The 24,610-nt window shown below is 46.6% G+C and carries 25 protein-coding genes; all 25 read right to left on the reverse strand.

The window, feature by feature from the left end:
* Positions 1-396: 396 nt before the first annotated feature.
* The 25 genes from mreB to D469_RS0109585 all read right to left on the reverse strand — a co-directional run bounded on the left by mreB (position 397) and on the right by D469_RS0109585 (position 24,293).
* A complete protein-coding gene (gene mreB / locus D469_RS0109460; RefSeq protein ID WP_018923149.1) occupies positions 397-1,401 on the reverse strand; it encodes a rod shape-determining protein in 1,005 nt (334 codons plus the stop codon).
* Between the two features lie 101 nt (positions 1,402-1,502).
* Positions 1,503-1,697: a hypothetical protein gene (locus D469_RS22065; protein ID WP_156816959.1), complete on the reverse strand. Its 195-nt coding sequence runs from the start codon at positions 1,695-1,697 to the stop codon at positions 1,503-1,505.
* Positions 1,698-2,120: 423 nt separating this feature from the next.
* Entirely contained in the window at positions 2,121-2,858 is a 738-nt protein-coding gene (locus D469_RS0109465) for a glycerophosphodiester phosphodiesterase family protein (protein WP_018923150.1), read from the reverse strand.
* 173 nt (positions 2,859-3,031) lie between these two features.
* A complete protein-coding gene (spoIIID, locus tag D469_RS0109470; protein WP_018923151.1) occupies positions 3,032-3,301 on the reverse strand; it encodes a sporulation transcriptional regulator SpoIIID in 270 nt (89 codons plus the stop codon).
* Between the two features lie 991 nt (positions 3,302-4,292).
* Complete coding sequence (locus tag D469_RS0109475) at positions 4,293-4,958, reverse strand: 3'-5' exonuclease (protein ID WP_018923152.1); 666 nt, start codon at positions 4,956-4,958, stop codon at positions 4,293-4,295.
* A gap of 507 nt (positions 4,959-5,465) precedes the next feature.
* Positions 5,466-7,409, reverse strand: a complete 1,944-nt coding sequence (locus D469_RS0109480; protein ID WP_240473328.1) for a DUF294 nucleotidyltransferase-like domain-containing protein — start codon at positions 7,407-7,409, stop codon at positions 5,466-5,468.
* The gene (locus tag D469_RS0109485; protein ID WP_018923154.1) at positions 7,372-9,033 is read right to left on the reverse strand and encodes a sodium:solute symporter family protein; all 1,662 of its coding nucleotides are present in this window, start codon (positions 9,031-9,033) and stop codon (positions 7,372-7,374) included. The genes D469_RS0109480 and D469_RS0109485 overlap by 38 nt, the downstream gene beginning before the upstream one ends.
* Positions 9,034-9,437: 404 nt before the next feature.
* Positions 9,438-9,743 (reverse strand): DUF4212 domain-containing protein, encoded by a 306-nt coding sequence (locus D469_RS0109490; RefSeq protein ID WP_018923155.1) that lies wholly within the window; start codon positions 9,741-9,743, stop codon positions 9,438-9,440.
* Positions 9,744-9,948: 205 nt separating this feature from the next.
* Entirely contained in the window at positions 9,949-10,233 is a 285-nt protein-coding gene (locus tag D469_RS0109495) for a hypothetical protein (RefSeq protein ID WP_018923156.1), read from the reverse strand.
* A 15-nt stretch (positions 10,234-10,248) separates the two neighbouring features.
* The gene (locus D469_RS0109500; RefSeq protein WP_018923157.1) at positions 10,249-10,431 is read right to left on the reverse strand and encodes a hypothetical protein; all 183 of its coding nucleotides are present in this window, start codon (positions 10,429-10,431) and stop codon (positions 10,249-10,251) included.
* A 1,012-nt stretch (positions 10,432-11,443) separates the two neighbouring features.
* Entirely contained in the window at positions 11,444-12,364 is a 921-nt protein-coding gene (locus tag D469_RS0109505; protein WP_018923158.1) for a stage II sporulation protein SpoIIQ, read from the reverse strand.
* 92 nt (positions 12,365-12,456) lie between these two features.
* On the reverse strand, positions 12,457-13,527 hold the full coding sequence (spoIID, locus tag D469_RS0109510) for a stage II sporulation protein D (protein WP_018923159.1): 1,071 nt from the start codon (positions 13,525-13,527) through the stop codon (positions 12,457-12,459).
* A gap of 460 nt (positions 13,528-13,987) precedes the next feature.
* Positions 13,988-15,313 carry a UDP-N-acetylglucosamine 1-carboxyvinyltransferase gene (gene murA / locus D469_RS20100; RefSeq protein WP_040606760.1) on the reverse strand — a complete coding sequence of 442 codons (1,326 nt, stop codon included), beginning with the start codon at positions 15,311-15,313 and terminating at the stop codon, positions 13,988-13,990.
* Between the two features lie 498 nt (positions 15,314-15,811).
* On the reverse strand, positions 15,812-16,045 hold the full coding sequence (locus D469_RS0109525) for a DUF1146 family protein (protein WP_018923162.1): 234 nt from the start codon (positions 16,043-16,045) through the stop codon (positions 15,812-15,814).
* A gap of 292 nt (positions 16,046-16,337) precedes the next feature.
* Positions 16,338-16,508: a hypothetical protein gene (locus tag D469_RS22070; protein WP_018923163.1), complete on the reverse strand. Its 171-nt coding sequence runs from the start codon at positions 16,506-16,508 to the stop codon at positions 16,338-16,340.
* A 586-nt stretch (positions 16,509-17,094) separates the two neighbouring features.
* Positions 17,095-17,505, reverse strand: a complete 411-nt coding sequence (locus tag D469_RS0109540) for a F0F1 ATP synthase subunit epsilon (RefSeq protein WP_018923165.1) — start codon at positions 17,503-17,505, stop codon at positions 17,095-17,097.
* Positions 17,506-17,531: 26 nt separating this feature from the next.
* Positions 17,532-18,941, reverse strand: coding sequence for a F0F1 ATP synthase subunit beta (gene atpD, locus D469_RS0109545; protein ID WP_018923166.1), 1,410 nt, complete (start codon positions 18,939-18,941; stop codon positions 17,532-17,534).
* 42 nt (positions 18,942-18,983) lie between these two features.
* Positions 18,984-19,847 (reverse strand): ATP synthase F1 subunit gamma, encoded by an 864-nt coding sequence (gene atpG / locus D469_RS0109550; protein WP_018923167.1) that lies wholly within the window; start codon positions 19,845-19,847, stop codon positions 18,984-18,986.
* Between the two features lie 70 nt (positions 19,848-19,917).
* A complete protein-coding gene (gene atpA / locus D469_RS0109555) occupies positions 19,918-21,426 on the reverse strand; it encodes a F0F1 ATP synthase subunit alpha (RefSeq protein ID WP_018923168.1) in 1,509 nt (502 codons plus the stop codon).
* Positions 21,427-21,445: 19 nt separating this feature from the next.
* On the reverse strand, positions 21,446-21,991 hold the full coding sequence (locus D469_RS0109560) for a F0F1 ATP synthase subunit delta (protein WP_018923169.1): 546 nt from the start codon (positions 21,989-21,991) through the stop codon (positions 21,446-21,448).
* The gene (atpF, locus tag D469_RS0109565; RefSeq protein WP_018923170.1) at positions 21,988-22,479 is read right to left on the reverse strand and encodes a F0F1 ATP synthase subunit B; all 492 of its coding nucleotides are present in this window, start codon (positions 22,477-22,479) and stop codon (positions 21,988-21,990) included. The genes D469_RS0109560 and atpF overlap by 4 nt, the downstream gene beginning before the upstream one ends.
* 90 nt (positions 22,480-22,569) lie before the next feature.
* Positions 22,570-22,785 (reverse strand): F0F1 ATP synthase subunit C, encoded by a 216-nt coding sequence (gene atpE, locus D469_RS0109570; RefSeq protein ID WP_018923171.1) that lies wholly within the window; start codon positions 22,783-22,785, stop codon positions 22,570-22,572.
* Positions 22,786-22,873: 88 nt separating this feature from the next.
* On the reverse strand, positions 22,874-23,584 hold the full coding sequence (gene atpB, locus D469_RS0109575) for a F0F1 ATP synthase subunit A (RefSeq protein ID WP_026286185.1): 711 nt from the start codon (positions 23,582-23,584) through the stop codon (positions 22,874-22,876).
* A gap of 113 nt (positions 23,585-23,697) precedes the next feature.
* Entirely contained in the window at positions 23,698-24,066 is a 369-nt protein-coding gene (locus D469_RS0109580; RefSeq protein ID WP_018923173.1) for an ATP synthase subunit I, read from the reverse strand.
* Positions 24,063-24,293 carry an AtpZ/AtpI family protein gene (locus D469_RS0109585; protein WP_018923174.1) on the reverse strand — a complete coding sequence of 77 codons (231 nt, stop codon included), beginning with the start codon at positions 24,291-24,293 and terminating at the stop codon, positions 24,063-24,065. Before D469_RS0109585 ends, D469_RS0109580 begins: the two co-directional genes overlap by 4 nt.
* Between the last annotated feature and the right edge of the window lie 317 nt (positions 24,294-24,610).

Genomic DNA, 24,610 nt, shown 5'->3' on the forward strand with positions numbered 1-24,610 from the left:
CTTATGCTTGACGCCCCTGAACGCCGCTTTCCGCTTTTCTCTGTCTAGCTTCACGTGCTAACGACTTGAGATCCCTTTCTCCCACTCTGCGGCGGCGACAGCCTCCTCGGGGGGAGAGAAGGGCTCTGCGTCGTTAACCAAGCACGTTCCGCTTTTCTGTCTAGCTGCGGCGCCTAGAGGCTCGAGGATTTTTCTGCCCCAGACTCCGAGGAGCAAGCTCCTCTACGCAGGTGCTGAAAAACTTGTCGCCTCTGAGCAAAGCGCCTCCGCTTTTCTGTCCAGCTCCTAGCGGCAGGGGCTTGAGGTCATAAGCCGCTCGCCTTCAAAGTCAAAAAGCGACTTTGGCGCCGCGCGTCTTATGCTTGACGCCCCTAAACGCCGCTTTCCGCTTTTCTTTTAAATTTTTACTTTTTTGTTGGACATTTTGTCTAGGTTCTCTAGGATGATGCCGGTGCCGTTTACGACGCAGTGCATTGGTTCTTCGGCGACCATGACCGGAACTTTAAGTTCTTCGGATAGGAGGTCATCCATGCCGTGGAGCAGGGCACCACCACCGGTAATGATTACGCCGCGGTCGATGATGTCGGCTGATAATTCAGGCGGAGTCTGCTCGAGCACCGTTTTGGCCGCATGGGTGATATGTGAAACTGACTCTTTCAAGGTATGGTAAATTTCTTCAGATGTAATGGTGATGGTCCGCGGCAGGCCGCTTACCATATCGCGCCCGCGGATATCGATCTCTTCGTTGCGGCCGCGCGGAGAAACGCTTGCTACTGACATTTTAATGTCTTCAGCTGTTCGTTCCCCGATTAAGAGCTTGTATTCCCGCTTAATATGATTCAAGATATCGAGGTCAAACTGATCCCCGGCGGTTTTGATGGAAGAAGCAGTTACGATGTCGCCCATCGATAGAACAGCTACGTCTGTCGTGCCACCACCGATGTCTACGACCATATTACCGCTTGGCTGGAAAATATCCATGCCGGCCCCAACAGCCGCCACCTTTGGCTCTTCTTCTAAGAAGATGTTCTTTCCGCCACTCTTTTCAGCAGCTTCACGAATCGCTTTTTGCTCGACGGAGGTGATATTAGTGGGGCAGCAAATCAAAATGCGCGGCTTGGAGAACATCCCTTTGACATTAACTTTATCAAGAAAATGCTTAAGCATCGCCTCAGTTAAATCAAAGTCGGCAATTACTCCGTCTTTCATCGGCCGGAGAGCAAGAATGTTTCCAGGGGTCCGTCCTACCATCTTAAAGGCTTCTTCCCCGACTGCCAGCGCTTTACTTGTTTGGCTGTCCACAGCCACAACTGCTGGTTCATCTAGAACAATCCCTCTTCCCTTTACATGAATTAAAACGTTTGCGGTACCTAAGTCAATTCCAATATCTCTGCCAAACATGCGTGATGTCCTCCCTGTTTAAAAAATGCTCGCTTCCTGTTAAGCCGCTCTTATTCAACCGCTGCTTGAATGTTTTGTCTCTGCTGCGTGACGTCGGCCTGCTACGGCTCATTTGTTGTAGTATGTTCATTTAGACTGGTGAAATATGTTAATTCGTTTGATGGACTTCGGTAAATCGCTGTACGTCTTCCTTTATGAAGACAACTGCTTACTAGCGCAAACCTGGCTGCGTTGCCTTGCGACCAACCATTGCCGCCTTCTGCCATAAACAATCGGCCAGAAAAACGAAAGCTCACAGCAAGTATACGCCCCTACCGGAAAGTATAGGCTATAAATTTGCCGAAATTAGGAAAAACAAGCTATTTTTATACGTTTCAGCGTGTGAAAATAAGAATTTCTCTTCAAATTCAAAAGACGTATCTAGCTCTATATTCTATCACAACTCCACGCTATCCAAAATAACATTTGGCACTTCTTGCAAAAATTTATCAAAAAGTTGTGCCTGCTTTAAACCGATGCGCTCAAAATAGCTTAGCTTAAGCAGAAGAGGGAGTGTGACCGTTTTTTAAGCTTGTTGATGGTCGCTTCAGGCTGCCCGCTCCCCCTAGATGTACGTAGTACCTTGGACTTTATTTTGCATGATGTAGCCTTGCCTCCTCTCCGCAGCGCACCTGGAGTCCCCCTCAGCGCTTTGCACCTGCAGAGAAGCCCGGTATTTTTCATTTCCCTTTGCACAGATCCTGTTTTATTTGCACCGCTTCAGCAGGCATATCTGTCATCAGAGAAACCGTACCTTCGATAAACCACTCTTTTAACAGGGTAGGATCGTTTATCGTAAACAGCCGCACTTGATAGCCTTTTTTCCAAAGCCCCCGCGCCTCATCTTTTGTTATCGTAAGTACATTTGCATGCAAAGCGTCCGCCCCGACCACATCAAGATAAAAAGCCGGTTTATATAAACCAGCCACCACAAGAGGGGCTACCTCACTTCCCGGCAGCTTCTGTCTTAAATCTGAGAGCACCGGATGAAAAAAGGAAGATAACACAAAGCGCTCCGCCGCCACACCGGACTTCACAATTTCATCTATAACCCGCTCTGCTAACCGGTAGACACGGTCCATCCCTCCCTTTAATTCCAGGTTAATTATGAGCTGATTTGCTTTCATCCATTCAAGCACATCGCCCAGAAAAGGGAGCGGTTCACCCTTAAACTCTTTAGAAAACCACACCCCCGCATCCAATTGCGCCAAGGCTTCAGCCGTGTGCTCAGCCACCAACCCGCTGCCATTAGTCGTACGCTCAAGCGTGGCATCATGAATAACAACAACTTCTTCATCTTTAGACAGAGTGACATCCAATTCAATACCCTCTGCTCCAGCCTCTACCGCTGCATTAAACGCACTTATCGTATTTTCCGGGTGCGTATAAGAAGCACCGCGATGAGCAAATATGTGCACGTCGCCTCCCCCTCCCCATACATCCATGTATACTTTCATTTTACCTTTTTGCCGAAAGCAACACACGCCTTCCGCCTCATTTTCCCCACCAAAAAACGACCCACCACCAGTCCATTCTGATGATAAGGTCGCGCCATCTCATGTATCTATACCGCCCTGGCTTGCCTACCTACTCACATCTTCGCCAACTCCCCCTTCGACTTATGGTACTTTACCTTTGTCGCCTCGCCCCCGCGCAAATGCCGAATCGATTTATGATATTCAAGAATCACTTTGACCTCATTCGCCAAGTCGGGATCAATCTCAGGTAAACGCTCAGTCATATCCTTATGAACGGTGCTCTTTGACACACCGAACTCCTTCGCAATCGTCCGCACCGTCTTCCGGGTTTCCACGAGATGCCTTCCAATCTTGATCGTTCGCTCTTTGATGTAGTCGTGCACACCCCTCGCCTCCCTAAGCAGCTTTAGATGACTTGCTACATTTTATTAGCCGAGATACGAAGATATACCAGCTCCCTTTTAATTTAGAAAAGAAGGACGAGCACGTCTCATCTTAGGGACAAGCGACTTGCAGCCCGGAAGCGGCTCACCATCCCACTTTCACCGCCGGACAAGATAAATTGAAATTTCCTTAAAAATTTGTCTTCTTTTTTTTATTATAGCTACGTTGTTCAACAGAAGCCGACAGCAGCACGGATAATACAGACGAAAGCCCGCGGCCAAAACTTGATGGGAACGCGCTCCCACCACCAGGCAGACAAAGCACTGCCTGGTCATAACCGCCTGGAAATAAACGCTCAATCTCACTCGAGACGTTTAGAGCAAATGTTGAGCGCCACTCCCAACCATATGCCCGTCGAACCGCAATTATTCCACCGACTTACAAGACTATGGCGGGAGTTCCCGTCAAGAGCGGCGTCAGCCAACAACCAGCAAGAGGCGCGCCGCAACTTGATTGCGGCACTCCGTGACCGGGAGACGTCATGCCACAACCAGGAGACGGCACGCAACAACCGAGAGACCGCACGCCACGACCCGGGGGACTCACTCCACAACCGAGAGGCGGCACTCCACAACTGATGCAAGCAGGAATCCGTGACTGCGCAACACAGGTGGGACTCTGCGCAAGGCCGGTCCATCACACTACATCGCACTCTCCTCGCGACACGCCGCACTCTTCCCGCTTCACGCTGCACTCTTCCCGCGACACGCTGCACCCTCCTCGCGACACGCCGCACGCCGAGGTATGAGCTCCTTCTCTCGTCCTCGATGTGCCGCTTCGGTCCGCTCCGCTGCCCTGCGCTTAGTAATCCTCGGTCTGGCCTTTGCAAAAGCGTTAAGCTTCCGTCCCTGGGCCCGGCAGCAAAGTGCCCATGGAAAAAAGCGTCCGCCCCCTCTTATTAGGGAACGGACGCTTGCGGCGTCTTGTCTTCTATAATGGGAGGACGCGGCCGCCCTCTTTCTTTGTTACATCCAAGAGGTCTGCTAGGGTTGTTTTGCCACGGTCTTGGAGGTGGCGTAGGAGTTCGACGTAGAGATGGGCGGTGGTGAGTGCGTCGCCCAGGGCACTGTGGCGTTCGTAGATGTTGGTGCCGAAGCTGAGGGCGTAGTGTTCGAGGTCGCGCATGTCCCAGGATGGGTTGAGGTAGCCAATGAGGTCGAGGGTGTCGAAGGCGAGTGGTTCGTCGAAGCTGTATTTCTGGCGCTGGAGTTCTTTTTTTAGGACTAGGATGTCAAAGGCGAGGTAGTGGCCGACCCAGCCGCTGCTGTTGCAGTGTTCGACGTATCGGTAAAAGGATTCGATTGCTTCAAAGGAGGTAGGGGCTTCGGCTACGTCTTCAGTTCGAATGCCGGTTAGTTCGGTGATCTCAGCTGGAATGTCGCGTTCTGGGTTGACGTAGGTTTGAAAGGTCTGGTCGCTGACGCGTAGACCGTCGACGTGCACGGCGCCGATTTCGATGAGTCGGTCTTTGGCTCCGACAGCAAATCCGGTTGCTTCGGTGTCGAAGACAGTGAATGACAGGTCGCAAATGGGTGTGTTGAGCGGCTGTTCGCACGCTAATTGATAGTGAAGGTGTTTCTTTTTCCAAAACATCATAGCTGGACCTCTCCTCTACGCAGCCTTATAGTGGTTGTTTCCGTACAGGCGTGAGCGGTGGGACGTGTTTGGTCTAGTTTCTTCTATTAAATAGCGGGGCTATTCATAGAAACATTTCTATTGTAAACGGATACAAGATTTAATTTTAAGAAAAATCAGGCTACGGTATTTATTATAACCGGTGGTGATAGATTTGTCATTTTTATGAATGGCCCGTTTGCTTATTAAGAAGGGGCTGTCTCCTCAGTCCTCGTGGGCAAAAACAGCTGGAATGTGGCTCGCTTTCACCACAGGCACACGGGCGAGCACGACTTCATGTGCACTACGGTTGCTCGCACCGTGTCTTCTTTGCTGCGGATCAGCGGTTCAACCTTCTTGAAAGTCGCAATAGCTCACTGCGGAGCCTTTGCTCTGTCGCTGTTGCCTGCATGAGTCTCTCTCCTCTGTACCCAGCTGCCTTTTCTCCCGTAAACGAACCGCTTGTGACCGCCCGTTTTATAGAACGTTCTATTGCATGCCAAAAGAGGCAAGCATCTGGTTTTGCAAAGAGCGGATCGTTTTGAGCGCGAGAATCAGCTCTTCTTTATCTCGTGTTTTCATTTGCCGGAAATAAAGCTCGCTAGAAGGGCTCTCCCCGCGCTGGTGGGCTGCCCAGCCTTGAGAAACGCGGATATGGAGTACTACTTCATAGGCAAACTGTAATTCATCGGCAAATGCTTCACTGATTACGCCTTGCTTTAATAAGAAGTCAATTCGCTCTTTCGGTGTACCTTCTATCATGCCGTTTTTCGTGCTTAGAATCTGGAGCGAATGGTGGAGTGGAAAAAGAGCGTTCTTTTTTATATCTATCGTTTCTTTTTTCATGCGGAACAAAGCACGTATTGGATGGTCCAGGGTTGGCACCGGGTTATGTTTTTCTTCTTCAGCGGCCCGGTACAAAAAGATGCGTGAACTTTGCAGTTGTTCATTTACCATGCCTTTAAAGCGATCGGCGAGCATGTCGTCTCCGTATAAAAAACGGAAGGAGAGAAAGTTATGACCGAGCAGGATGTTTTCATTCGTCGCGCGCAGCCCCCACGTTCTCAGGCGTTCCTGCCAGCGCGTAATCGTACCTCGCCACGACGCAAAGCTGGCCATCATATTGCCATCACATGGCTTATAACCGGCGTGCTCTAACCAGGCTGTAATTTTTTCACCTAGAGCTGTGAAGTACGCTTTCCCTTTCTCCGCCTCTACTTCCGCTTCTTCGTAGACGAGAAAATGATCCTGGTCGGTGAGCAAGAATTGTTCCCCGCGGCCGCCGCTTCCCATTTGAAAAAAGGCAAACGCTGCCGGCGGTCTGCCATGGACGGCTGTCACTTCTTCGACAGCGAGGTCCACGCAATGGCGCACGAGCCGGTCATATAGCGTCGTGATCACATCCATTGTGTGAAGCGTCGGCATCTCGTCTTCGATCAAATTGTGCAGCACGCTGTAAATGGCGTTCTTCACATCTGGCAGGGTTTGTTCATCCGAAGACTCAATTTCTTGCAAGATGTCAAACTGCCCCCGGTTCTTTTTGCGCAAAAGGTCGGAGAGAGTGACCATGCCGACCGGATTCAATCCATCTGTCACCGGCAAATGCTTGACGCCATTCTTTAAAAACGTAGACATTGCTTCATAATAATACGCATTGCGGTGAATGGTGACGGGGTCAATTGTTGCAATTTCTCCCGCCGTCATCTTTTCATTTCCACCGACCGAAACGACACGCTGGACGAGATCTTTTTCTGTAATGATGCCAAGCAAACAATCGTCCTGGTCAACGACAAGGGCCGAGCTGGTACTTTCTTCTACCATGGTCCGCGCCACTTCATCAACTGGTGTATGCTCACGCACGGCAAGGGGCGGCTCATTCATCAAATCCTGGACACGGCGGATGAACGGGTCGCTTTCTCCCCACTGATTAGCCAGTTTCACCTGTTCAGCAAGTGAAGCGTAAATCTCACGAAGACGCGCTGCTACTTGCCGAAGCACAAAAGCGCGCACATTTTCATCATGCCACCTTGCTTCTAATACTTCATAAGGGATCCGCAGGCAAACGGCTGGTTCAACCGCCCGTACCTCGACGGTAAACGCTTCTTCGTGCGCGTTTTCTTCCCCGAGAAAATCTGCGAGGCTGGAAAAGCCGATCATTTCCCCGCTTTCAAGTACCTCCAGCACTTCCTGGTCTTCACGCTTGCTGCCCGTCTGCACACACACTTCCGTCACGCCTTGAAGAATCAATAACAGCCCTTCACGCGGAGATTTGGCATAGAGTACTTTTTCATGTTTTTGATATGAATTTAACTCACATTGGTCTAACAACGACCGAAATTCAGCGGCAGTTGCACCGCTGAAAATCGGATGGTTCTCGACCTTGTTCATGAATTCTTTATTTTCCCGAAGCATCATCCATCCATACCTCGCCATCTTTATACGTCATTTGTTCTGGGTAGCGCAGGTCAGTGGCTTCATCTTGCAAGCGCTGCGGCGGTTCTTTGGTCAGCTTGGAGACGACGATGACAAGAATGAAGTTCACAATAACTCCAAAGAGTCCAGATCCTGTATCTTCAATGCCAAAGAGGATAAAGCCGTTCATAGCTAAGAAGATATAGCTAAGCGTAGTGATGAGTCCACCGAGCATACCAGCAATGGCCCCTTTAGAATTCATACGTGACCACCAAACACCGAGGAATAGTACCGGGAAGAACGTTCCACCGGCAAGCCCGAAGGCCCAAGCTACAATTTGTGTAATAACACCAGGTGGGTCAAGTGCTAACAGCCCGGCAATGATCGTTGCGGTAAATATCGCAATCCGTCCAGCCTTTAAACGTCTTGCATCAGTTGCTTGCGGATTAACGAGGCGATAATAAATATCGTGCGCAAACGAAGAAGAAACCGTAATCAACAAACCACCGGCTGTTGATAAGGCGGCAGCCATTGCACCTGCTGCGATCAGACCAATTACAAATGTGCCCAGATTTGCAATTTCAGGTGTAGCCATCACGACAATGTCGGCATCAATGATTAAGTCTTCCCACGTTAATTCGCCCTGATCGCCTGTAGCGGTCACTTCTAACAACCCTGTATTCAGCCACGGTTCCGTCCAGGCTGGCAAATCATCAAGTGGCTCTCCCACCACATCGTTCATAATAACGAAGCGAGAAAACGCTGCATAAGCCGGAGCGGATAAATAAAGAATTCCAATGAATAAAAGCGCCCACGCCCCGCTCCAACGAGCCGCTTTCATCGTGGATACGGTATAGAAACGAACGATAACGTGCGGAAGCGCTGCCGTTCCTACCATTAATGTAAAGAGCAAAGCGATAAACTGAGCCCGACTTCCTTCGTCAAAAGGTGCGAAATATTCAGTCAGTCCGATTTCTTGGTCAATCGCGCCGAGCTCATCGACCACGTTACCGTATGTAAGCCACGGCAGCGGGTTTCCAGTGATTTGCAAAGACATAAAGATAATTGGAATAATATAAGCCGTAATTAAAATGATGTACTGAGCCACCTGCGTCCAGGTAACCCCTTTCATACCACCAAGCGTGGCATAAATCGCGATAATAAATACACCGATTAAAACCCCGACCCAGGACGGAATACTGAGCAAACGCCCAATCACCACGCCCGACCCGGATAACTGCCCAATTAAATAAGTAAAACTAATAATAATCGTTGCAATTGCTGCAATTAAACGAGCCGTATTACTGTCAAAACGGTCACCAATAAACTCAGGTACTGTGAATCTTCCATACTTTCGCAGCTGAGGAGCTAACAAAAAGGTAAGCAGCAAATAGCCACCCGTCCAGCCCATAATATAAGCCAGACCGTCATAACCCATCAGCATAACCGTACCGGCCATCCCGATAAACGAAGCGGCACTCATCCAGTCTCCGCCAATGGCCATCCCGTTCCAGAATGGCGGGATCCCCCGGCTGGCTACGTAAAAGTCAGACGTAGCTTTCGCCCGATGATAGATTGAAATACCAATATAAAGGGCAAACGTTAAAAGTATCAGTGTCAGTGAAACTAAAGTTTGTTGATCCATATGAAGGTTACCCCCTTGTATTCACTTGTGCTTCAATGTAAGCATAATCGTGCATTCAAAACGTTCTAGTAGGTCTATTGAAAAAAGCGCAAGACTGCACGGTCCTATCACGTTATACAAAAGCGCTACCATATTAATTTGACATGCGCCCCGTAAATAGATTCAGCGCACAACAAGATGGGCACCAGTGCTAACATGTAGCCTGTTATGTTAGCTCATACAGATAATTTTCTCCGCATAACGTCGATAAGTCCGCTGCCTTTCCTAACACAGCTTCTCCTTTCCCACCGTCTGCCAATGGCGGGTCAGCTAGCCACTACGGCCGGCGGTAGAAAGCCGTCTTTCTTCCATCCTGCGCGCATCCCTCTTTCCTTGCTTTGCCACCGGAGAGGGTCTTCGCTTTTCTAATGCTCGTGGCCGCCTCCGCTGATTTGTTCATTCCGGGATTCATCAATGCCGAATTTTTTATCGACGCGGTCATTAATCATCGCATTCAAAAAGAGAAGAACAATGAACGTCGCTACCGCCCCCTGTGCTCCCATAAAATAATGAGCCGGCATCCCCATAATATAGGCGCCGCTTTCATGAATCGTTTCCGCAAAAATAACTACTCCAAATGAGACCAAAAATCCGATTGCCAAAAACACTATAATTAGTAAGACACGTGTCTTGAAATAACGATCCGCTACTTCCTTCTCAATCTTTCTCATCCAATCAACCTCCTCTAACGGTACATCTTATTTTTGGAATTAGATCGTTCCAGTACGATGTCTTCCGTATACGGATCACCCCTTTACCATATTAAACTCTAAACGTTATCGCTTTCCCACTTTTAATAAAAAACAGAGATATCTTCACCTTAAGCTCTGTTGGTTGCCGAGACCGATTGACCAACTACGCAGAAAGGATACGCGTTTATACAGGGACGCTTCCTTTTGACGTATGTCGACATTCTCGGCACACGACAAGCGGGGCTTTGCGCTGAGCAATCATGACATTCATCCAAACAAGAGCTGGAATAAACAATAAAAATAGCAAATGAAATATAATCGCGATCGCTGCAGTTACGAATAGCGGCAGCACTGAGGTCATGATGATGTAACGCGCTTTCGGAATTACCATGATATGTTCGCTGTAACAAGCAGAACACTGATTATCCGTGCTTGTTCGTTGTTTCACTTTAGCTGAGGCTGACGCCATTGCCTCTCCCCCCTCTTATCTCAAATCAAATATAAACCGCACCGTTTCCCAGAACGGCATCGGCACCATCGCAATCTGGATGACTAAATAGATTCCCATTGCAAAGAACGGCAACATTAAAAAAATTGGTTTCTTATATTTAATCGTCAGCACCACTGTCGTGATCGCAAATATCCAAAATACAATAAGTACACCCATGAAGAACCCTCCTTTTCTCTTGCTGCCATATACTTTAGCTATTTGCTCGGGTAAAAGCTGACTATATGTTCACTCATGAATGAAGTGGGGAAAGACGAATCTTAGAACTCTTGCTTTACTAGCGTTGAGCAAGGAAAACAAGGCTCTCCATCACATAACTGCGAGCGAAACGCAATTGCACCTCTCTTTCCTGAAAGTAGCCTAATCCCCTCAGATGTAAAAACAACTGCTTCATTTAGTTAACAGTCACCCAGTCCACTATCTTCGTAAAATTCTGTACCTTGCGCGGATTAAGGACTGCCCATTCACTTGCGTTACCAATGTCCACTATATTGAATGTTTATCTAAGGATTAAGAACCTGTAGACAGTTTTGCCATGTTAGGTATCACTTGTTCGTTAACGTTCTTTGCTCATTATTAAGGTGCCGACTAGAACGAGGGAGGAGAGCTTACTTATAATCGGAAAAGAAACCGCTTTCAATTTTCTTAGGCTTCAAGCTCTTCCTTCCACTAACTACTCCTGTTCTCTTCTGTTATAATCATTTGGCTTATAAGTACTGTTTTCGAATTCCCATTCGAAAACGACCTGCTATTTCCCTGCTTCTCATTATTATGTAACAGGGTGTGTTCTATATCATTATTTCAAATTTTCAGACATAAAGTCAATGGTTTTTCTTGAAATCTTGTAACTTTCTACTATAATATGGCTTCATTGCGTTATGCTATGGTTTTTCCTTCTCCACCTCTAATTTCTCCTTATAGTGATGACACCTTCCCTGCAAGCCAGTTCTCGGCCAAACTGCTTTCACCACAGGCGCATATTCGCTAGCCGCTAACTATGTTTGATAATGAAGCATATGGGATTTTCAGCCTGTTGCGATACCTTCAGCCATTATGCAGATGATGGACAACTGTTCCCACTAGCGGTCGTAAAAAGGTTAAAGCTTTCCAAAAAAGAAAAGCACACAGAAAAAGGCCTTCCGCTTAAATGGCGGAAGACCTTTTTTAATGACTATTCAAGCCAGTCATCCAGTTCATCTTCATCTACTTCTTCAGCGTCTAGTTCTTCGTCTTCTTCTGGATCTTCTTCTACTTCATCGTCTTCTTCGTCTTCTTCAGGCTCAGGAAGCTCTTCGTGGTCTTCATGCATTTCTTCCTCAGTTATTTCATCGCCTTCTTCTTCGATCTTTTCAGCGATCTGGTCAAGCGGCTCGCCGATTAACTCTTCTGGGTCCATAGCCTGGCCGTCATGGCGAATTTCAAAGTGAGCGTGAATACCAGCTTCACTGTTAAATAGATTACGTCCAGCTAAGCCAACTACGCTTCCTTTAGTGATGCTGTCGCCTTCTTCGACTTCAAGGTCTTCTAGACTTTGATAGACACTAACCAAACCTTCATCGTGCTCAATTTCTACGACATGGCCTAAAAGAGGATCCTGTTCAGCTTTAACCACATCACCACTGGCAGCCGCTGTCACGTCAAAGGCTTCTCCATCTTCACGTGCAACATCTATGCCTTTATTTTGATAATACATCTGGTTGTAGTATACAAGCGCATCTTGTTGCGCACTGGTGGAGCTGTCTGGATGATAAAAGGTACCAATGACTTCGACTTCACTCTCATCTGTTACCGGCATTTCAAGCTGTTCAACTTCCGTTGTAACTGGAACCGCGTCTTGTTCTGCGTCTTCATCATCTGCTGGTTCCCTTTCATCTTCCTCACTGCCTGCTTCTTCATGCTCTTCTTCCTGCTCATCGGCAGGGTCGACTGCTTGATCCTCTCCGTCCTGTACTAAGAAAAAGGTGCTAAGCAAAATTCCACAAGCACTTAGGTACACTGCAGGCCAGAACCAAGGCTTCTTCGCCCATCGTTTAATGGCATCTCCTCGGGATTGTTTTTCCGACCCTTGTGTATTTTTTTCTTCGTCTTTCATAGTATCACCACCTCACGAACCATTCTGATCAGTGTGAGGTGATGTTATACCTGTAAAATCTATTTTTTACAAAAAAATCTAATTTTTCTTGGTCACGAATTTACAGATTCAAGGTCTCGCAAGGCTTCAGCTATAGTTTCAGATCCAGCGATCGTAACGTCTTGATAATAATGATGGATGATTTCTTCATACGTGTGGCCAGAGCGTGCCATACCTTCTGCTCCGTATTGACTCATTCCTACTCCGTGGCCCCAACCTCTTGTTTCAATGACTACTTCTTCTCCTTCTACACGCCAATTGAAATCACTAGAATCAAGGTTCAGCGCTTCGCGGACTTCCCGCCCTTTGAAGACTTCACCTCCGACACTAACTTCTTTGACACGTTCTCCTTCTGTCCTAGCATTGACATCTTCTAGCTGGCCATTGTCTATCCTTACATTTAACTGCTCTTCCACTTTCTCTATAGGCAACCTCGTCTCTCCTTCAAAGCGAGGAGATTCTTCATCCCAGGGGCTTTCTACGCTTTGTAAATAAGGAATGGTTTCATCCCAATAATCTTCTGCGTTTTCTGTACGCCCATTACTGGTGGAAAAAAAGGAGGCTGTAATTGGTTCTTCTTCATGCAAAATGATTTCACCTGCTGTCGCCTGAACCGCCTCTTCGATTCTGGCCATTTTCCACCTAAAATCGTCCGCCCACGCCTCTTCTAACTCAGATTTCGATTGATAAACCTGATGCATATCAGTATCTGTGACGTCTGCTTCTTGAGGAATATCTACTGCATCCTCATATAGAAGCTGCTGAATAATATACGTTCTAGCTGTTAATGCCTGAGCTTTCAAGGCTTCTGCTTCAAAATCTGCTGGCATTTCTGAAGCGACTACGCCAGCAACGTAAGTTTCAAGCGGAACCGTCTCGACAGTCTCTGTATTTGCTCGATACACCTTAAGATCCAGTTCTAGCCCTTCTCCTCCACTGCTACTATCACTTTCTTCCTCGCTGGTTTCTTCGATTTCAGGGAACGCTTGGTTTTGGCTTGTTTCCACCGCCTCCGGTTGTTCCTCTATCTCTTCATCATCAGATCCCATCGTAACGACAAGTGATGGTAACAACAGCAAGCCTCCAGCAAAACCAAGCCCTATAATTAGTGAGCGTTTGAACAAGCGAGTTCAGCCTCCTTTATAACTTTTCGGCAAGCCAAACTTTGGAGTTTTTCACGGTGTATTGCGGCTGCTTTTACTAAAACTATGTTGGAGGAAGATAAGCTATGTCCATCATTTATCATGAGTCGTTTCTTCCTTGTCCCTTCATAGTGCAGATTAAACTTGAAGCACTGAAGAGGCGGCGTACAATTAAGAGGAAGAAAAGTTCAACTCTTTATGAAGAATAAGAATGCAAGAAAGAGGACATGATATAGGCGTTACAGAGTTTTAATAACATTTGCAGGGAAAAGGCATAATGTATGAGAGAAACACTGCTTTCCTAGAGCCGTATAGACATGTTGCTGTCATCATTTTCTTATCACTTTTTTCTGCATACAAAAAAGCTTCCTTTTTGCCTGCACAAGGTTTTCAAAAAGGAAGCTTCTACTTGGAATAATACTTATTACTTATTATCGCTATTTTATTCGCTCTCAGCGATCGAAAGATGAGAGCCGGTTCCTGTAGCTTCGTTCCAGTCGGACTCTTCTTCTACAGCTACACGCTTTACATCAGCGCCTAACTCCTGTAATTTTTGATGGAAATTCACGTAGCCACGATCAATATGGCGCAGTTCCGTTACGTGAGTCTCACCTTCTGCCACTAAACCAGCTAAAATTAACGCTGCTCCAGCTCTTAAATCAGTAGCTGCTACTTCAGCTCCCTGCAAACGGGTCGGTCCGGTAATAATGGCAGAGCGATCTTCAATTTTAATGCTTGAGTTCATGCGCTGAAACTCTTCCACATGCATGAAACGATTTTCAAACACGGTTTCTGTGAGCACGCCTGTACCCTTGGCTTGAGTTAAGAGAGCCATCATTTGTGCTTGCATATCCGTTGGAAAACCTGGGTGCGGCATTGTTTTAATGTCGGTTGGACGCAAAATATCCGGTCCAATCACACGCATGCCTTCTTCTTCTTCTTCAATGACTACGCCCATTTCACGCATTTTAGCAACGAGCGGGCGCAAGTGTTCCGTAAGCGCACCTTCAACCATCACGTCGCCGCCAGAAATGGCTGCGGCTACCATAAAGGTTCCTGCTTCAATACGGTCTGGAATAATGGTATGTGGTGCTGCAGTTAACCGTTCCACACCTTCGATTCGAATCGTGCCGGTACCAGCACCGCGCACCTTCGCGCCCATCGCATTCAGGTAATTAGCAAGACAGACGATTTCAGGTTCTTCAGCTACGTTTTCTAATACGGTCGTACCCTCTGCAAGTGCTGCTGCCATCATAATGTTCTCCGTGGCTCCAACACTAGGGAAGTCGAGGTAAATCTTAGCTCCCTGCAGGCGGCCGTTCACCTTTGCTTCAATATATCCCTGCCCGATTTCCACTTCCGCACCCATGGCTTCAAAGCCTTTTAAGTGCTGATCGATGGGGCGTGAGCCAATGGCACAACCGCCCGGAAGTGCAATATGTGCACGGCCGATACGTGCCAACAGCGGTCCCATCACAAGGAATGAAGCACGCATTTTTCGCACATACTCAAACGGTGCGTCCGGGCGTAACACTCCATCTGCGTTTGCAGTAAATACACCATCATTATAAGAAACATCAACATTCATATGGTTAAGCACATTTTTCATGGTATGAACATCGGCTAACGGCGGCACATCATAAATATGGCTTTCTCCTTCTTCAGCTAACAGCGAAGCAGCCATAACGGGAAGTACTGCATTTTTTGCTCCCTCAGCTTTTACTTTGCCTTTTAGACGATGACCTCCACGTACAATTATCTTATCCAACATATTCCCCTCCGCGTCCAGTAGTCGGTTTCAGTTGCCATGCCTTATTTGTGCGTTCGCATAGCATTTCAGGAATATCGACGTACTTTATTCGTATTCAATTTAATGGATGAGCGTGTAGCCTTAGTAAAGATTATCCCGCCCATTTGTGCGTTTGTGTTCGTTACATTACATGTTTTATGTAATGCGGGAAAAGATAGATCTTGTTGCGTGTTTGTTCCCGGATGGCTTTGGAAGTAAGCATATTGTCCTGTCTCACCTCTCCAGGTTAAACAACGAACAACATGTACCTTTCCCCTGATAACACAACCGTTTATTTCTACAACCTTGTCGCTACATGTCTACTACCCTGACTCCATGTCATATCAAACGTAAGTACTTACATTTTTTTGATTCAGGACTTAGGAACTAATTCCTGCATCGCTTTGTCACAATCTTTACTTATAGCCTAACCGGCCATGCAGTGTTCATGCGCTTCTCTGTTTAATTTTTAACAGGTTAAAACAGGAAACGCAGCATTAAAGACCAGTTTAAATACTCAAGGAAAAATTCACTGACTAAATACGTTAATCCTAATGTTACTAATACAGTTAATATTTTCGCTTGCGGGCTTTCTGGATCGCGTACAAAGAGTTCAAATTTAAAGGCTTGTAAACTCCACCATACGAGAACAAGCACCAATAAATTGACGGCGATATGTACAATCGCTTGCTGGCCAACTTCTTCAAACATGGCACTATCCTCCAATGCCGCATACATCACAATGTTATGAAATGAAAACTAAGAATAAAAGAGGCAGAATTCCTAATTATCTACAGTTTTCACTCACCTTCCCTATCGTACTACAATTTCGCAAAAAAATCGACTTTCCCAAACATTATATTTGACAAAATCAAAACATCGGTAGGCCACGGAAAATATCAAAACAATGTAATGTATATGCCTCCATAGCAATTCCATGCTTACAGTCGTTAATTATTTAAAAAGGTTACACATTAACTAAAACAATGTGGAGATTAAAATGCTAGTTTTTAAAAGGAGGTACATTCTTTATTAAAGAGCGGCGATGATATTGCTTCAGGCGGGCGCTTGCCGCGCCCTTGGCCTCAGCTTCCTCTGCAGCAAACCTTGCTGCCTGCGGGATCTGCACCTCAAGCTCATCAAAGCCACTGAAAAAGTAGGCATGTCCTTTCAAAAATCCCTCTGCTTTCCGCAGGCAATGCCTCAGCTTCCTCGGGCCACCCCGCCCCTGTGGGATCTTCGGCTATTGCTATTCCTGCAGTAGTCTCCGGAATTTTGACGGAAGTGCTTCCAAGAGGAATTTTTCAGCAGTCTACAAGCTCATCCCGCTGGATAGATAGTTACTCCCCGAATATCAACCTTCTTTATCATCGAGTTGGTTACATTAGGCTGAGGTTTGCTAACAAAGCGCAAATTGGACGATTTTTCAAAAGAATGGACGAAATGAGCTTCAATTTGGACGTTTCGACAATATTCTGTTACAAATCGACAAATTTCTGTGACATTTCGACATGTATTTGGACGTTTCTTACCACAGCACCCTATTCAGAGCTCTATGCTCCCTCAAAAAAGCTGCCCTTTGCTGGACAGCTTTTTTCAACTCTATATCAAGAGTTGGAGTCAGGTTCATCGGTGCTAGGCGATTGCCGGATTTCCTTTTCTCCCTTTTTCTCAAAGAAGCTCAGACGTTTAACCGTCCCCCTTTCCCAGTGCCAACCAAAAAACACGAAGCCGTATCAACGGGCTTCGTGCTTTTTTCTTTATGAATCGCTCCCACTGGCCACTTCCAACCGGGTAAGGGCTCGTTTCATGGCGAACTGGGCTCGCTTGAAGTCTACATCATCTTGCTTAGCAGCATCAAGGCGGCGTTCAGCCCGTTCTTTTGCAGCGCGAGCACGAGCGACATCAATATCGCTTGGCAGTTCTGCTGCTTCTGCGAGTATCGTGACTTGCTCTTGGCGTACTTCTAAAAAGCCGCCACTAACAGAAACCAGCTGAATCCGATTCCCTTCTTTTAAGCGGACAGCTCCCACTGCAAGGGGGGCTACCATCGGAATGTGCCGGGGCAAAATTCCAAGTTCACCGCTCTGTGCACGAACACTCACCATTTCGACGTCCCCGTCGTACACACGGCCGTCAGGAGTCACGACATTGACATTCATTGTCTGCATGTTTTCTCCTCCTTACACGTACGTGCTTAGGCCATGGATTTTGCTTTTTCAAGCACATCTTCGATTGGACCGACAAGTCGGAAAGCATCTTCCGGAATGTCATCATGTTCACCATCTAAGATTTGTTGAAATCCTTTAATGGTTTCTTTTAACGGTACATATGAACCTTTTTGTCCCGTAAACTGTTCTGCTACGTGGAAGTTCTGAGACAAGAAGAATTGGAGACGGCGCGCACGGTGTACGACCAGCTTGTCATCTTCAGATAGTTCATCCATACCGAGGATTGCGATAATATCCTGTAATTCATTGTACTTTTGCAGAGTTTGCTGGACACGGCGTGCTACTTCATAGTGCTCATCACCAACCACATCTGGCTCAAGTGCACGTGATGTAGAAGCAAGCGGGTCCACCGCTGGATAAATACCCATCTCTGTCAATTTACGCTCAAGGTTGGTCGTTGAATCCAAGTGCGTAAATGCCGTTGCTGGGGCTGGGTCTGTGTAGTCATCGGCAGGTACATATACAGCCTGGATCGATGTAACTGAGCCCGTTTTAGTTGAGGTAATACGTTCTTGCAGCTGACCCATTTCCGTAGCAAGCGTCGGCTGGTAACCAACCGCAGACGGCATCCGTCCTAAGAGGGCAGATACCTCTTGTCCAGCCTGGGTAAAACGGAAAATGTTATCGATAAAGAGAAGTACGTCCGCGCCTTGTTCGTCACGGAAATGCTCAGCCATCGTAAGACCTGTTAAAGCAACCCGCATCCGTGCTCCAGGCGGTTCGTTCATCTGACCGAACACCATTGAGGTTTTATTAATAACCCCGGAGTCGCTCATTTCATAGTATAAATCGTTACCTTCACGTGTACGCTCACCAACGCCGGCGAACACTGAAATACCTCCGTGCTCCTGCGCAACGTTGTTAATGAGCTCCTGGATCAATACCGTTTTCCCTACTCCGGCACCACCGAACAGGCCGACCTTACCACCTTTTACATACGGGGCAAGCAAGTCAACGACTTTAATGCCTGTTTCTAAAATTTCAGTTTGTGTTGATAGCTGATCGAACTCAGGTGCTTCGCGATGGATTGGGTCCCTGCGCTCAGAGTCTGGAATTGGTTCATTCAGGTCAATGGTCTCACCGAGTACGTTAAATACTCGTCCCAACGTCGGTTCACCGACTGGGACAGAAATCGCGCTGCCTGTGTCTTCTACTTCAGTGCCGCGAACGAGCCCGTCAGTTGAACCCATGGCAACCGTACGTACGAGGTTGTCACCAAGATGAAGCGACACTTCTAGCGTTACTTCAAGGTCAACGGTATCCTCAGAGGACGATTGCTGTCTTACCACAAGGGCATTGTTAATGTTAGGCAGTTGATCATCAAACCTCACATCAACAACTGGACCCAAGATCTGGGTAACGCGTCCTTTGTTCATCGTGTTCCCTCCTCTACGATCTGTCAAAAACGTTCTTCAAGTTTATTCAAGGGCAGAAGCTCCGCCTACAATTTCAGACAATTCTTGTGTGATTGCCGCTTGTCTTGCCCGGTTATAACTGAGTGTCAAGTCATCGATCATGTTGTTCGCATTTTCGGTTGCTGCACTCATTGCCGTCATCCGTGCGCCGAATTCACTGGCCTTTGCATCAAGCAGCGTACCGTAAATTAGACTCTCTGCATATTGAGGCAAAAGCTGTTCTAAAATGACTTCCTCGGACGGTTCGAACTCATAAGAGGCTTGGTTCGAATCGTTCTCTTCAGCTAAATCAGTGAGAGGAAGCAATTTCTGTTCGGTGACATCTTGACGAAGCGGGCTGATAAAGTGGTTGTACCATAAATACAGTTGATCCACATCTTCATTTTCAAACATTTGTACCGAATCACGCGTAATATCTTTAATATCGGAGAAAGCAGGGTTATCTGCTAAACCGGTGATTTTATTTTCAATCGTAAATCCACGGCGTTCGAGCATCTCCGAACCAATGCGTCCAAGCACGAATAACGTATATTCCTCTTCGGACTGGTGCCGCTCGTTGATGGTTTCGATCAGCGAACGAAGCAGTCCTGCGTTATAAGCACCTGCCAATCCCCGATCTGATGTAATGACGATGTAGCCGGTCTTTTTGACTGGCCGCGATTCAAGCATCGGATGCGAGGAGTCTGATTCGCTTGAAGCAATACTAGCTACTACTTCCCGAATCTTTTGCGTATAAGGCTCGTACGACTGCGCGTTCGTTTGTGCACGATTTAATTTTGCTGCCGATACCATTTGCATCGCTTTGGTAATCTGGCGCGTTTTTTTCGTGGAACCGATCCGTGTTTTAATCTCACGTAATGAAGCCACGCTCGTTTCACCACCTTTTCATCAGGTCGAAGCAGAACATGTAGACTTCGACCCGCGCATTCCCATCAAATTAGTTGGATACGTGAAAACCCTTCTTGAAGCCTTCAATTGCGTTATTAAAGTCTTCTTTTTCTGGAAGATTTCCTGTTTCACGGATGCTTGCCAAGAGTTCAGCATGCTCACTATCCAAATGCGTAAATAACTCACTTTCAAAACGTTTCACGTCTTCTACTGGTATATCATCCAAGAAGCCTTCCGTCAGGGCATAAATAATCGCTACCTGTTTTTCAACCGGAAGTGGCTGGTTAAGATCCTGTTTCAAGATTTCAACGGTCCGCTCACCACGAGCAAGCTTTGCCCGGGTAGACGCATCAAGGTCTGAACCGAACTGAGCAAATGCTTCTAATTCACGGAATGCAGCAAGGTCCAAACGAAGAGTACCTGCTACCTTTTTCATCGCCTTGATCTGGGCGGAACCACCGACACGTGATACGGAAATCCCTGCGTTTACGGCCGGACGAACACCAGAGTGGAATAAGTCGCCCTGCAGGAAGATTTGGCCGTCTGTAATCGAAATTACGTTGGTCGGAATATAAGCTGAAACGTCTCCGGCCTGGGTTTCAATAAACGGAAGCGCTGTTAAAGAGCCAGCACCTTTGTCGTCACTTAACTTCGCTGCACGCTCAAGCAAACGAGAGTGAAGGAAGAATACGTCCCCTGGGTAAGCTTCACGTCCTGGTGGGCGACGAAGCAAGAGGGAAAGCTCACGATAAGCAGATGCCTGCTTGGTAAGGTCATCATAAACTACAAGCACGTGCTTGCCGTTATACATAAACTCTTCACCCATAGACACACCAGCATAAGGAGCTAGGAAAAGTAATGGGGCAGGGTCCGATGCACCGGCCGACACTACAATCGTGTAATCAAGGGCACCTTTTTGACGAAGCGTTTCGACAAGTCCGGAAACGGTCGATTCTTTCTGACCGATAGCTACATAAATACAAATGACATCTTCATCTTTTTGATTCAAAATCGTATCCACGGCGATCGATGTTTTACCTGTTTGGCGGTCACCTACAATAAGCTCACGCTGGCCGCGGCCGATTGGAATCATAGAGTCAATTGACTTGATTCCTGTTTGCATTGGTTCATGAACGGATTTCCGGTCCATAACTCCTGGTGCCGGGCTTTCGATTGGACGACTCTTCGTCGTTTCAACGGAGCCTTTGCCGTCCAGTGGCTGACCAAGTGGGTTTACAACACGGCCAAGCAATTCTTCACCAACTGGTACCTCCATAATACGGCCAGTTCGCTTTACTTCATCGCCCTCACGAATGTCTGTGAATTCACCTAAAATAACAATACCGACGTTGCTTTCCTCCAGGTTCTGAGCCATACCCATCACACCGTTGGAGAACTCCAGCAGCTCACCGGCCATGACGTTATCAAGACCGTGGGCACGTGCAATCCCGTCACCAACGGTCGTTACAGTACCGACTTCGCTGGATTCAACGTCAGATTGGAAGTTTTCAATCTGTTGTTTGATTAGAGAGCTAATCTCATCAGGTTTGATGCTCACTTACGTTCACCCCTATCTTCTAACGTTTCCCGGTTGTCAGTTCACGTTCGAGGCGGTTTAACTGCCCTTTTACGCTGCCGTCGAAGATCAAATTACCTGCGCGCAGGCGGAGACCTCCGATTAATTCCGGGTCGATATGGTTTGTTACTTGCATTGTCTGTTTTCCAATACGCTTTGCAAACTTTTCTTCAATCAAGCGCTTTTCCTGTTCGGATAACGGTTTAACCGTGTACACGTCTGCACGTGCTACACTTCTTACTTCATCAGAAAAGGTTTGAAAGGCTTCAATCATGGGAACGACCAAATTAATTCGCTTTTGATTAAGCATTAATTTCAAGGTGTTCTTAATATAATAATGGCACGAAGCGAAAGCAGAATCGAGCAACTCTTCTTTCCTCGCATAGGTCACATTTGGATGCTCGAGGACCTCAACAAGTTCAGGCGTTGACTCAAATACCTGCTTTACACCTTGCAGCTCAGCTGTTCTTTCTTCAATTTGGTTGTGCTCTTCAGCTAAGTCAAATAGAGCTACGGCGTAACGATTCGCTATTGTAGAGTTACTCATAGCTCTTCGCCTACCTCTTTAAGATAATCTTCAATCATTTGTTCCTGTTCTTTCTCATCAAGCTCTTTGTCAATTACCTTTGAAGCAATTAAAACGGAAAGACTAGCTACTTGATCTCGAACTTCAGCGACCGCTTGCTCTTTTTCACGGGCAATTTCTACACGTGCACTTTCTTTTAAGCGCTCTGCTTCGTCCCGAGCTTGAGTCATAATCTCTTCCCGCTGCTTTTCGCCAGTTTTCTTAGCATTATCTACAATATTTCGAGCCTCATCGCGTGCGTTTTGTACTTCTTGACGCTGCTCTTCGAGGTAGTTTTCTGCTTCTTTACGGTTCTTTTCTGCTGTTTCAATCTCTTGTGCGATATGCTCTTCACGTTCTTTCATCATGTTCATGATTGGTCCCCATGCAAATTTGCGCAAAAGCATGAGTAGAATAATGAAGGTCACTATCGCAAATATCGTGTCGCCCCATGTGATTACTTCAGGCACGGAATTCACTCCTTTCCGGTGTCATACAAAAGGAATGGCGAAGCTGCAAACAAAGCGGACTCCGCCATCATACATCACAAGCTCGCGTCTTTAGAAGATGGACAAAAATGCAATAACAACAGCGATGATCGGAATCGCCTCTACAAGGGCCACACCAATAAACATTACTGTTTGAAGACTACTTTTTAGTTCCGGTTGACGCGCGATACCTTCGATTGTGCTACGTACGATCATTGCGTTACCAATACCTGCACCTAGTGCAGCAAGTCCTACTGCAATTGCAGCTGCTAATGCTCCGAGTTCCATAATGAAAAATCCTCCCTTTAAACGTTAAGAATATGTTTTTTAAAAAATATATGGAAGCCTTATCGAATGATAAGAACGACTTCATGTGTTAATGATCATCGCTTACTTTATGGGCCATATACACCATCGTAAGCATGAGGAAAATAAAGGCCTGGATCGTGGCTAGGAAAATACTAAATGCCTGCCATGCAACCATTGGAGCTCCAGCGGCAAACGCATAAAGCAACCCTGTTCCACCGGCACCGGCCAGAAGCGCCAGCAAAATTTCCTTTGCATAAAGGTTACCGAAAAGACGCATTCCAAGCGTCAGCGCATTTGCAAATTCCTCAATAACCTTCAATGGAAAGAGGAATGGCACTGGACGGAAATAATCTTTCCCGTATTCTTTCGGCCCTTTAAGCTTAAGCCCATAGTAATGGGTAAGCAAAATAACCATAATAGCGAACGTCATCGTGATGATCGGATCAGCAGTTGGTGACTTCCACCATACGTTATGTTCCGGTTCCGAGACGATCATAAACGGAATCCCTATGAGGTTTGCTATCAGGATAAATAGAAAAATGGTAATACCAAGTCCAAAGAAGCGTTCACCAGTTTTCCAATCCATGGTGCTATTGATGATGCCTTTAATGAAATCAATCAGCCATTCAAACACGTTTTGCATGCCGGTCGGTTTCATTCCCAGCTTTCGTGCACTGAAAAAGCCAATAAAAAACACAATAATTGCTGAGATGGTAAGCATCATAATATTCGACAAATTGACATGAAGCCAAGAAATGCCAAACAATTCATACACGATCGGATCTCCGTGATCTCCCACTAAGTCTCACCTCTCTTTACAGAATTAATGAACACCTGCTTCTTACGGCCAAAACGCCTTGTTTCACGCACGTTACTCTTTCATTTCATAGTTTATAAGTGTCTTATTTGCAAGATGGCATGAACCAAAATCACGATATAAGGAGTCATTAATCCAATCACGACACCAACTGGATGAAAGAGTTCTGGAAAGCGAATCACAATCAGCACAGCAAGCACTGCTACCGCTAACCGCGAAAACGTGCCAAGGCTTAAAAAGCGCTTCCCTTCTGTGGCGGTTTGACCCAGCTTCTTCACCTTGCTGTACATGCTCCATAAATTATACAGTGCAAACACTGCCCCAAGGACCAGCCCAGCAAAGATCGTCGTGTAATCTGTGAATCCCCAGCCCAACACATAAAAAGCTGTAAGATACAAAGACCACTGCACGTACAGCCGGATCTTCATGCTAAAATCTGTCATTGTTCATCATCGTCTCCCAAAAAGTCTCCAAGCAGCCGAAACAAGCCATAGATCCCCGTTCCAATTCCACCCAGAACGCCAATCAAAAAAAAGAAAGGAGCGGTACCTAACTGCTCGTCCACCCAACGCCCTCCAAATATGCCTACCAATAGAGGACCGACGAGATATGATAGAACGAGTGACGTTAGTGCCATCGCATGCAAGGGGTTTTTGTTATTGCGACGCATTTCTCCTCCCCCCTTCCAGCGGACAATCATTGCACAAACCGGGTGCGCTTAACAGCGGTCTGAAATTACGACAAAACAACAAGGGCAAATGGAAAATCACAATCTATATGTAAACCTTCTCACATACCCTCCGTCATCGTACAACAGCTTACTTGGCATGTCAACGCTCATTATAAGAAAAAATGCTGAAATGACAGGGTTTTGAGGCTGATTATTATTTGTGGCAAAATGTTGACAATTTTATTTTTCTTTCATTAATATAAATAAGGTGTGTAAAAGTGGATAAAAATGTAATTTTTAAAATGCGCTACTACTTC

This window comes from Salsuginibacillus kocurii DSM 18087, assembly GCF_000377705.1.
GTDB classification, from domain to species: Bacteria; Bacillota; Bacilli; order Bacillales; family Marinococcaceae; genus Salsuginibacillus; species Salsuginibacillus kocurii.